The organism is Streptomyces sp. C (genome assembly GCF_000158895.1).
In the GTDB taxonomy this organism is placed as follows: Bacteria; Actinomycetota; Actinomycetes; order Streptomycetales; family Streptomycetaceae; genus Streptomyces; species Streptomyces racemochromogenes.
Genome location: NZ_GG657750.1, coordinates 4,574,932 through 4,583,499 on the forward strand (window position 1 = coordinate 4,574,932; position 8,568 = coordinate 4,583,499).

At 71.1% G+C, this 8,568-nt stretch carries 7 protein-coding genes; 4 read left to right on the plus strand and 3 right to left on the minus strand.

What is annotated here, in order from left to right; all coding sequences use genetic code 11:
• Complete coding sequence (locus tag SSNG_RS20635) at nucleotides 1-1,587, plus strand: NADH-quinone oxidoreductase subunit M (RefSeq protein WP_007265829.1); 1,587 nt, start codon at nucleotides 1-3, stop codon at nucleotides 1,585-1,587.
• Nucleotides 1,584-3,230, plus strand: coding sequence for an NADH-quinone oxidoreductase subunit NuoN (gene nuoN / locus SSNG_RS20640; protein ID WP_007265830.1), 1,647 nt, complete (start codon nucleotides 1,584-1,586; stop codon nucleotides 3,228-3,230). The genes SSNG_RS20635 and nuoN overlap by 4 nt, the downstream gene beginning before the upstream one ends.
• Before the next feature lie 73 nt (nucleotides 3,231-3,303).
• Here nuoN and SSNG_RS20645 read toward each other — a convergent pair whose 3' ends face one another.
• The 3 genes from SSNG_RS20645 to fahA form a co-directional block, all read right to left on the minus strand.
• Nucleotides 3,304-3,927: a hypothetical protein gene (locus SSNG_RS20645; RefSeq protein ID WP_050779685.1), complete on the minus strand. Its 624-nt coding sequence runs from the start codon at nucleotides 3,925-3,927 to the stop codon at nucleotides 3,304-3,306.
• Between the two features lie 102 nt (nucleotides 3,928-4,029).
• Nucleotides 4,030-4,671 (minus strand): hypothetical protein, encoded by a 642-nt coding sequence (locus tag SSNG_RS42250; protein ID WP_165365017.1) that lies wholly within the window; start codon nucleotides 4,669-4,671, stop codon nucleotides 4,030-4,032.
• 100 nt (nucleotides 4,672-4,771) lie between these two features.
• Complete coding sequence (fahA, locus tag SSNG_RS20655) at nucleotides 4,772-5,995, minus strand: fumarylacetoacetase (protein ID WP_007265833.1); 1,224 nt, start codon at nucleotides 5,993-5,995, stop codon at nucleotides 4,772-4,774.
• Nucleotides 5,996-6,202: 207 nt separating this feature from the next.
• Between fahA and SSNG_RS20660 the strand changes: the two genes are divergently transcribed.
• Together SSNG_RS20660 and SSNG_RS20665 are read left to right on the plus strand one after the other, a co-directional pair.
• Nucleotides 6,203-7,429 (plus strand): RNA-guided endonuclease TnpB family protein, encoded by a 1,227-nt coding sequence (locus SSNG_RS20660; RefSeq protein WP_007265834.1) that lies wholly within the window; start codon nucleotides 6,203-6,205, stop codon nucleotides 7,427-7,429.
• A 97-nt stretch (nucleotides 7,430-7,526) separates the two neighbouring features.
• The gene (locus SSNG_RS20665; protein ID WP_007265835.1) at nucleotides 7,527-8,336 is read left to right on the plus strand and encodes an HAD family hydrolase; all 810 of its coding nucleotides are present in this window, start codon (nucleotides 7,527-7,529) and stop codon (nucleotides 8,334-8,336) included.
• Nucleotides 8,337-8,568 lie beyond the last annotated feature (232 nt).

Consider the following 8,568-nt stretch of genomic DNA (forward strand, 5'->3'; position numbering starts at 1 on the left):
ATGAGTTTCCCGCTACTGACGCTGACGGCCGCGGTCCCCGCGGCCGGCGCGATCCTCACGGCGGCCGTCCCGGCCGCCCGCCGGACCGTCGCCAAATGGCTCGCCCTGCTGTTCTCGCTCGCCACGCTGGCCCTGGCCGTCCTGGTCGCGGTCCGCTTCGAACCCGGCGGCGACCGCTACCAGCTCACCGAGTCCCACGCCTGGATCGCCGACTTCGGCGTCCGCTACGAACTGGGCGTCGACGGCATCGGCGTGGCGCTCATCGCCCTCACCGCGCTGCTGATCCCCTTCGTGATCGTCGCCGGCTGGCACGACGCCGACCCGCTGGAGACCCAGTCCTCCCGCTGGCGGCCCACCCAGGGCTTCTTCGCCCTGATCCTGCTGGTCGAGGCGATGGTGGTGATCTCCTTCGAGGCCACCGACGTCTTCCTCTTCTACATCTTCTTCGAAGCCATGCTCATCCCGATGTACTTCCTCATCGGCGGCTTCGGGGACCGGGCACACGCGGGCACCGACGAGAACGCCGCCGCGCAGCGCTCTTACGCGGCCGTCAAGTTCCTCCTCTACAACCTCGTCGGCGGCCTGATCATGCTGGCCGCCGTCATCGGGCTGTACGTCGTCGCCGGGAACTTCTCCCTCCAGGAGATCGCCGAGGCCCGCGCCGCGGGCACCCTCGACATGGCGACCAACACCGAGCGGCTGCTCTTCCTCGGCTTCTTCTTCGCCTTCGCCGTGAAGGCCCCGCTCTGGCCGCTGCACACCTGGCTGCCCAACGCGATGGGCGAGTCCACCGCCCCCGTCGCCGTGCTCATCACCGCGATCGTCGACAAGGTCGGCACCTTCGCGATGCTCCGCTTCTGCCTCGGGCTCTTCCCCGAGGCCAGCAAGTGGGCCACCCCCGTGATCCTCGTCCTGGCCCTGATCAGCATCGTCTACGGCGCGCTGCTCGCCGTCGGCCAGCGCGACATCAAGAGGCTGATCGCCTACGCCTCGATCTCGCACTTCGGCTTCATCATCCTGGGCATCTTCGCGATGACCTCCCAGGGCCAGTCCGGAGCCACCCTCTACATGGTCAACCACGGGATCTCCACGGCGGCGCTGATGCTCGTCGCCGGATTCCTGATCTCCCGGCGCGGCTCCCGGCTCATCGCCGACTACGGCGGCGTGCAGAAGGTGGCCCCGGTCCTCGCCGGCACCTTCCTCATCGGCGGCCTCGCCACCCTGTCCCTGCCCGGCCTCGCCCCCTTCGTCAGCGAGTTCCTCGTCCTCGTCGGCACCTTCGCCCGCTACCCGGTCGTCGGGATCATCGCCACCGTCGGGATCGTCCTCGCCGCGCTGTACACGCTGGTCCTCTACCAGCGCACCATGACCGGCCCCGTGAAGGAGGAGGTCCGCAGCATGCCGGACCTGCGCGCACGGGAACTGCTGGTGGTCGCCCCGCTGATCGCGCTGCTGATCGGACTGGGCGTCTACCCGAAGGTGCTCACGGCCATCGTCAACCCGGCGGTGGAGCACACCATGTCGGACGTGAAGCAGACGGACCCGAAGCCCGAGGTCTCCGTCCAGAACGTGGAGGCGGCCAAGTGATCGCTGCCCAGAGCCTGCTGACCCTGGCGGCCGAAGGACCGGCCGACCGGATCCCGGCCCCGCAGATCGAGTACGCACAGCTCGCGCCCACGCTGATCGTGGTGGGCGCCGCCGTCCTCGGAGTCCTCGTCGAGGCCTTCGTCCCCCGCAAGTCCCGCTACCCCGTCCAGGTGTTCCTCGCCGTCGCCGCGCTGGCCGCCGCCTTCGCGGCGGTCGTCGCCCTCGCCGCCGGCGGCTACGGCAGCACCAAGGCGCACGTCGCGGCCATGGGCGCCATCGCCGTCGACGGCCCGGCGCTCTTCCTCCAGGGCACCATCCTGCTGGCCTCCGTCGTGGCGGTGTTCACCTTCGCCGAGCGCCGCCTCGACCCGAAGGCGCACGGCAAGCGGGTGGACTCCTTCGCCGCCCAGGCCGCGTCGGTACCGGGCAGCGACAGCGAGAAGGCCGCCGTCAAGGCCGGCTTCACCACCACCGAGGTGTTCCCGCTGGCCCTGTTCGCGGTCTCCGGCATGCTGATCTTCCCGGCCGCCGACGACCTGCTGACGCTGTTCATCGCGCTGGAGGTCTTCTCCCTCCCGCTGTACCTGCTCTGCGCCCTCGCCCGCCGCCAGCGGCTGATGTCGCAGGAGGCCGCGGTCAAGTACTTCCTGCTCGGCGCCTTCTCCTCGGCCTTCCTCCTCTTCGGCATCGCCCTGCTGTACGGCTACGCGGGCTCGGTCTCCTACGCGGTGATCGCCGACGTCGTCGACGGCACCGTCGCCCGGATCGACCCGGCACTCGCCTCCACCATGGGCAACGACGCGCTGCTGCTCATCGGCGGCGCGCTGATCCTGATGGGCCTGCTGTTCAAGGTCGGCGCGGTCCCCTTCCACATGTGGACCCCGGACGTCTACCAGGGCGCCCCGACCCCCGTCACCGGCTTCATGGCTGCGGCGACCAAGGTGGCCGCGTTCGGCGCGCTGCTGCGGCTGCTGTACGTGGTGCTGCCCGGCCTGCGGTGGGACTGGCGGCCGGTGATGTGGGGCGTCGCGATCGTGACCATGCTCGCGGGCGCGGTGATCGCGGTGACCCAGACCGACGTGAAGCGGCTGCTGGCGTACTCCTCCATCGCGCACGCCGGGTTCATCCTGGCCGGTGTGATCGCCACCTCGGAGGAGGGCGTGAAGTCCGTCCTGTTCTACCTCGGCGCCTACTCCTTCGTGACGATCGGCGCCTTCGCGGTGGTCACCCTGGTGCGGGACGCGTCCGGCGAGGCGACGCACCTGTCGAAGTGGGCCGGTCTGGGGCGGCGTTCGCCGCTGACCGCGGCCGTCTTCGCGGTGTTCCTGCTCGCCTTCGCGGGCATCCCGCTGACCTCCGGCTTCGCCGGCAAGTTCGCGGTGTTCAAGGCGGCGGCGGAGGGCGGCGCCGGGGCGCTGGTCGTCGTCGGTGTGATCTCGTCGGCGATCGCCGCGTTCTTCTACATCCGGGTCATCGTGCTGATGTTCTTCAGCGAGCCGAAGGCCGACGGCCCGACGGTGGCCGTGCCGTCGCCGCTGACGATGACCACCATCGCGGTGGGCGTGGCGGTCACCCTGGTCCTCGGTCTGGCCCCGCAGTACTTCCTGGACCTGGCGGGACAGGCGAGCACCTTCGTGCGCTGACCGGTCCCCGGTTCCGCGGACGGAAGGGCCCGGCCCCCTCGGGGGGCCGGGCCCTTCGCCGTGCGTGCGGCCGTCAGTGGCCGTGCGCGTGGGCCGGGGTGGTGGTGCCGGTGGCCGGGGTCTTCTTCGGGGGGCAGGTCAGCGCCGGGTTCCAGTTGTGGAAGCGGCCGGCCGGGTTGTCCGCGTACGCCCACATGTGGAGGTCGTAGTGCTTGGGCATGCCCGCCCAGTGGCCGGGCATCGGGCCGTCGAACGGCAGCCCGAACATGGTGGGCCGGTCGTCGGTGGTCTTCAGGTCCTGGTCGCGGTCGGAGGACATCCACTCCACCGTCTGGAGCTTGCGCCGGCCCTTGCTGTCCTTGTGGGTGCTGTAGAGGAGCGCGGTCGGCCTGGCGGGGTCCGTCGAACCCCAGTTGGACTCCTTGACGTAGTGGTAGCCCATGGTGCCCACCCCGAACGGGTTGGTCATGCACTCCTCGCCGTGCGGGACGTACCCGTCCTTCAGGGCCGCCCGCTCGTCCACGTACTTCGCGGTCACTGCCATCGCCGTGGCCATGTCGCGCATCGCCTTCGCGTCGCGGGGGTCGGGCGCGGGGCCGTCGACCGCCTGCGCCGCCGGGGGCAGGGCGGCCAGGACCAGGGACGCGCCGGCGAGGGCACAGGCGAGCAGGGCCTTCGGGCTGCGGTGCACGGACATGGGAGCTCCTGGTGGTTCGGGGCCTGTCCCGGAGGGGCTTTCGTTCGTCCACCTTCGCGGCGGGGCCGCGGGCGTGCACGCGGCGGGATGCCAAACGGGGGGTCAGGGGGCGGCGGCCGCGGGGGGAGCGGCAGGAGCGGCGGGCGTGGCGGGTGCGACCGGGGCGGCGGGTGCGACAGGGGCGGCGGGTACGGCGGGGCGCGGCCGGGTGGTGCCGGGACGGCAGACGACCTTCGGGTTGAAGGGCTCGAACCGCCCGGAGGGGTTCCGCTTCCACAGCCACAGGTGCAGCGAGTAGTGCACCTTCTGGCCCGCGTACCGGGCGGGCAGCGGGCCGCGGAAGGGCTGCCCGAACAGGGAGGGGCGGTCGTCGTCGGTGTCCATGCGGCCGTCGCGGTCCACGACCATCCATTCGAGGCCGGCCAGCTTCCAGTGCCCCGCGCCGTCGCCCTCGTAGAGCAGGGCCGTGGGCTTCCTGGGGTCGGTGGAGCCGTCGTAGGCGTGGTTGAAGTGCGGGTAGCCGAGGGCCCCGCCGCCTTCACCGGGGTTGACCACGCAGTACCGGTCGGGGACGTAGCCGGCGGCGACGGCCAGCCGGTGGTCGCGGTACTTGGCGGTCGCTACGAGGGTCGCCGTGAGCTGGGCGGTGGGCGTGACCGTCGGGGTGGCGGGGGCCGCGCCGAGGGTGAGGGAGGCGGTGGCCGCGAGGGCCAGGGGGGCGAGCTTTGCGGTACGAGGGGCCATGCGAGCAGGGTCACCTCGGCCCCGGACCCCCGCCACCCGGGCGGGGCGGGTGGAGTAGGGGGTGGGTGACCCGCCTGCTCCACCCCCTCCTCCACTGGTCTCAGGCGGCGGTGATGCGGCCGGTGACCTCGCCGAGGCCGACGCGCGTGCCGTCGGCGCCGGGCGCCCACGCGGTGAGGGTGACGGTGTCGCCGTCCTCCAGGAACGTGCGCTTGCCGTCGGCGAGCTCGACGGCGTCACGGCCGTTCCAGGTGAGCTCCAGCAGGGAGCCGCGCTCGTCGACCTCCGGGCCGCTGACCGTGCCGGAGCCGAACACGTCGCCGGTGCGCAGCGAGGCGCCGTTGACGGTCATGTGGGCCAGCTGCTGGGCGGCCGTCCAGTACATCGAGGCGAACGGCGGCCGGGCCACCTCCTGCCCGTTGATCGACACCGTGATGCGCAGGTCGAAGCCGCCGGGGCGGTCGACCTCGGAGTCGTCCAGGTAGGGAAGCAGCGGGAAGTCCCGGGCGGGCGGGGCGACGCGGGCCGCGTCCAGCGCCTCCAGGGGGGTCACCCAGGCGGAGACGGACGTCGCGAAGGACTTGCCGAGGAAGGGGCCGAGCGGCACGTACTCCCAGGCCTGGATGTCGCGCGCGGACCAGTCGTTGAGCAGGAACAGCCCGAAGACGTGCTCCTCGAAGTCGCCGAGCGCGACCGGGCTGCCCATCCGCGAGGGGGTGCCGACGACGAAGCCGACCTCGGCCTCGATGTCGAGCTTCACGGACGGCCCGAAGACCGGCGCGGGGTCGGTGGGTGCCTTGCGCTGCCCGGAGGGGCGCACCACGTCCGTCCCGGACACGACGATCGTCCCGGACCGGCCGTGGTAACCGATCGGCAGGTGCTTCCAGTTGGGGGTGAGCGCGTCCCCGTCCGGGCGGAAGATCCGTCCGACGTTGGTGGCGTGGTGCTCGCTCGCGTAGAAGTCGACGTAGTCGGCCACCTCGTACGGCAGGTGCAGCGTGACCCCGTCGAGGGGGAGGAGGTGCGGCTCGACCGTCCCGCGGTGACCGGGGTCGGTGACCCAGGCGGTCAGCGCGCGGCGCACGTCGCGCCATGCGGTGCGGCCGGCGGCCAGCAGCGGGTTCAGTGAACCCTGGGCGAGCACCCCGGCGTACGGGGACCCGAGCGCGACGGCCACGGCCCCCGCGTCGAGCACGTACCCGCCGATGCGCACGCCGACCCGGCGGCGCTCCGGCTCCGCCGGGGTGGTGAAGACGCCGTAGGGGAGGTTGTGCGGCCCGAACGGGTCGCCCTCGGGGACATCGAGGGGGCTCTGCTGGGGCATGGGGTGCTGCCTCGCTTTCGAGGGGGTCCGGGGGTGTCCCGGTAGACACGGTGCGGGACACGCTACCCAGGATCCTCATTGAAAGCTCGGGTGCTCAGGCAGACATGAGGCACACCTTGGAGAACGCAAACAGGCAGAAACCGCAGCTTCCGGTCGCATTTCGTCATTCTGCCCGTACCCGTTTGCTGAGCCCGTACGTTCCGTCTCATGCAGTTGCGCTACAACTACCGGCTCTATCCGACCGCCGTCCAGCGACGGGCGCTGGCGCAGGCGTTCGGGTGCGCCCGGGTCGTGTGGAACGACTGTCTGCGGGTGCGACGGGAGGCGCACGCGGCGGGGCTGGCTTACGTGGCATCTGCCGAACTTTCGAAGCAGTGCATCACGCGAGCAAAGCGCACGGAGGGGCGCCGGTGGCTGTCGGATGTGTCCGCCGTCGTCCTCCAACAGTCCCTGCGTGATCTCGATGCCGCCTTCAAGGGCTTCTTCGATTCCATTGGAGGCAAGCGCAGGGGACCTTTGATGGGACCTCCGCAGTTCAAGTCCAGGAAGGATTCTCGGCAGTCCATTCGGCTGAACACCAATGCGTTCGTGATTCGGAACGACGGCCGCGTCTATGTGGCGAAAGTGGGCGGCATTCGGGCGAGATGGTCCCGCCCGCTGCCGGCTGCGCCCACTTCGTTGACAGTGACGAAGGATGCTTCCGACCGCTATTTCGCGAGTTTCGTCGTGGAGGTGTCTCCGAGCTTCCTGCCCGAGGTTGATGCGGAGGTGGGGGTCGACCTGGGCCTCACCGTGTTCGCAGTCCTGTCCGACGGCACAAGGGTCTCCTCTCCGAGATTCCTGCGGCGGGCGGAGAAGAAGCTCAAACGCCTGCAGCGAGATGTGTCTCGCAAGGTGAAGGGGTCGCAGAACAGGGCAAAGGCTCGGATCAAGGTAGCCCGACAGCATGCTCGGGTAGCCGACCGGCGGCGGGATTGGCACCACAAGGCATCCACGCGCATCATCCGCGACAACCAAGCGGTGTACGTGGAAGACCTCGGAGTGTCCGGCCTGGCGCGCTCCCGGTTGGCGAAGTCCGTGCATGACGCAGGCTGGTCGGCATTCGTGGACATGCTGGAGTACAAGGCGGTCAAGTGCGGCCGGTACTTCGGGAAGATTGGGCGCTTCTTGCCCACGTCGCAAGTCTGCTCGAAATGTGGCGCCAGGGACGGGCCGAAGCCCTTGGCGGTCCGGGAGTGGACGTGCAAAGCCTGCGGGGCCGTCCATGACCGTGACGAGAACGCCGCGCACAACACCCTGGCCGCCGGGCGGGCGGACAGGCTAAACGCCTCGTGGAGCGCGGGTAAGACCGGGACGGAAGCCCCGGCGCAGCGCGTTGAAGCAGGAAGCCACCGAGACGGCCCGTCGGCCGTGGCAGGAATCCTGGGCCGGTAGGGCCAGGAGCGCGTCAAGTGGCGTGTGGGGTCTGTGGGAGGCCGGATTAGGGCAGTATTCATAGGACTTGTCCAACGGGGTCCGTATCCTTGGCCGGGTGACTTCCGCCCTCCCCTATGCCTTGATCGCCACCGACCTGGACGGGACTCTGCTGCGCGCCGGTGACACCGTCTCCCCCCGCTCGTGCGCCGCGCTCGCGACGGCGCGCGCCGCCGGCGCCCGGCACATCGTCGTCACCGGGCGCCCCGTCCCACAGATCCGGCACGTCCTCGACGACCTTGGGTACTCGGGGCTCGCGGTGTGCGGGCAGGGCGCGCAGGTGTACGACGCGGCGCGCGGGGTCCTGCTGCACTCCGTCGCGATGGACCGGGGCCTGGCCGAGGTGGCGCTCGGGAAGATCGAGGCGGAGATCGGCGAGGTGTACGTGGCCGTCAACCAGGAGGGTCTCGACGCGGAGATGCTGGTGGGCCCCGGCTACCGGATGCCGCACCCGCACCTGCCGATGGTCCGGGTCCGCGGGCGCGGCGAGCTGTGGTCGTCGCCGATCAACAAGGTGCTGCTCCAGCACCCGCGGCTGGACGACGACGAACTGACGCGGGTGGCGCGGTCGGTGGTCGGCGACCTGGTGAACGTCACGATGGCGGGGGAGCACACGGTGGAACTCCAGCCGCCGGGCGTCGACAAGGCGACGGGGCTCGCGCGGGCGGCGTCGGTCCTGGAGCTGGCGGCGGAGTCGACGATCGCCTTCGGCGACATGCCGAACGACATCCCGATGTTCGAGTGGGCCGCCCACGGCGTGGCCATGTCCAACGCCCACCGCGAGCTCGTCGCCGTCGCGGACGAGGTCACCCTCTCGAACGAGGCGGACGGCATCGCGGTGGTCCTGGAGCGGCTGTTTTCCTTTTGAACGCGCCGTTCGCGCGGCTCGGCCCCTGGGGCCACGCCTTTTCACGCGCCGCTCGCGCGGCTCGGCCCCTGGGGGCCACGCCTTTCCACGCGCCGCTCGCGCGGCTCGGCCCCTGGGGGCCTCCCCGGCTTCGCGTCGCTGCGCCGGACTCCGTCCGTCGGCCTGCGGGGCGGGGTCGGTTCGGGTGGCTGGTGCCGGTGAGCCGGGTGCGGGTGGGTGGGCCGCTGCGCGG

Bases quoted from the DNA above. Each gene is read 5' to 3' on its own strand.
- SSNG_RS20635 (WP_007265829.1), top strand. From the start codon at position 1: ATGAGTTTCCCGCTACTGACGCTGACGGCCGCGGTCCCCGCGGCCGGC.
- SSNG_RS20645 (WP_050779685.1), bottom strand. From the start codon at position 3,927: ATGTCCGTGCACCGCAGCCCGAAGGCCCTGCTCGCCTGTGCCCTCGCC.
- SSNG_RS42250 (WP_165365017.1), bottom strand. From the start codon at position 4,671: ATGGCCCCTCGTACCGCAAAGCTCGCCCCCCTGGCCCTCGCGGCCACC.
- fahA (WP_007265833.1), bottom strand. From the start codon at position 5,995: ATGCCCCAGCAGAGCCCCCTCGATGTCCCCGAGGGCGACCCGTTCGGG.
- SSNG_RS20660 (WP_007265834.1), top strand. From the start codon at position 6,203: ATGCAGTTGCGCTACAACTACCGGCTCTATCCGACCGCCGTCCAGCGA.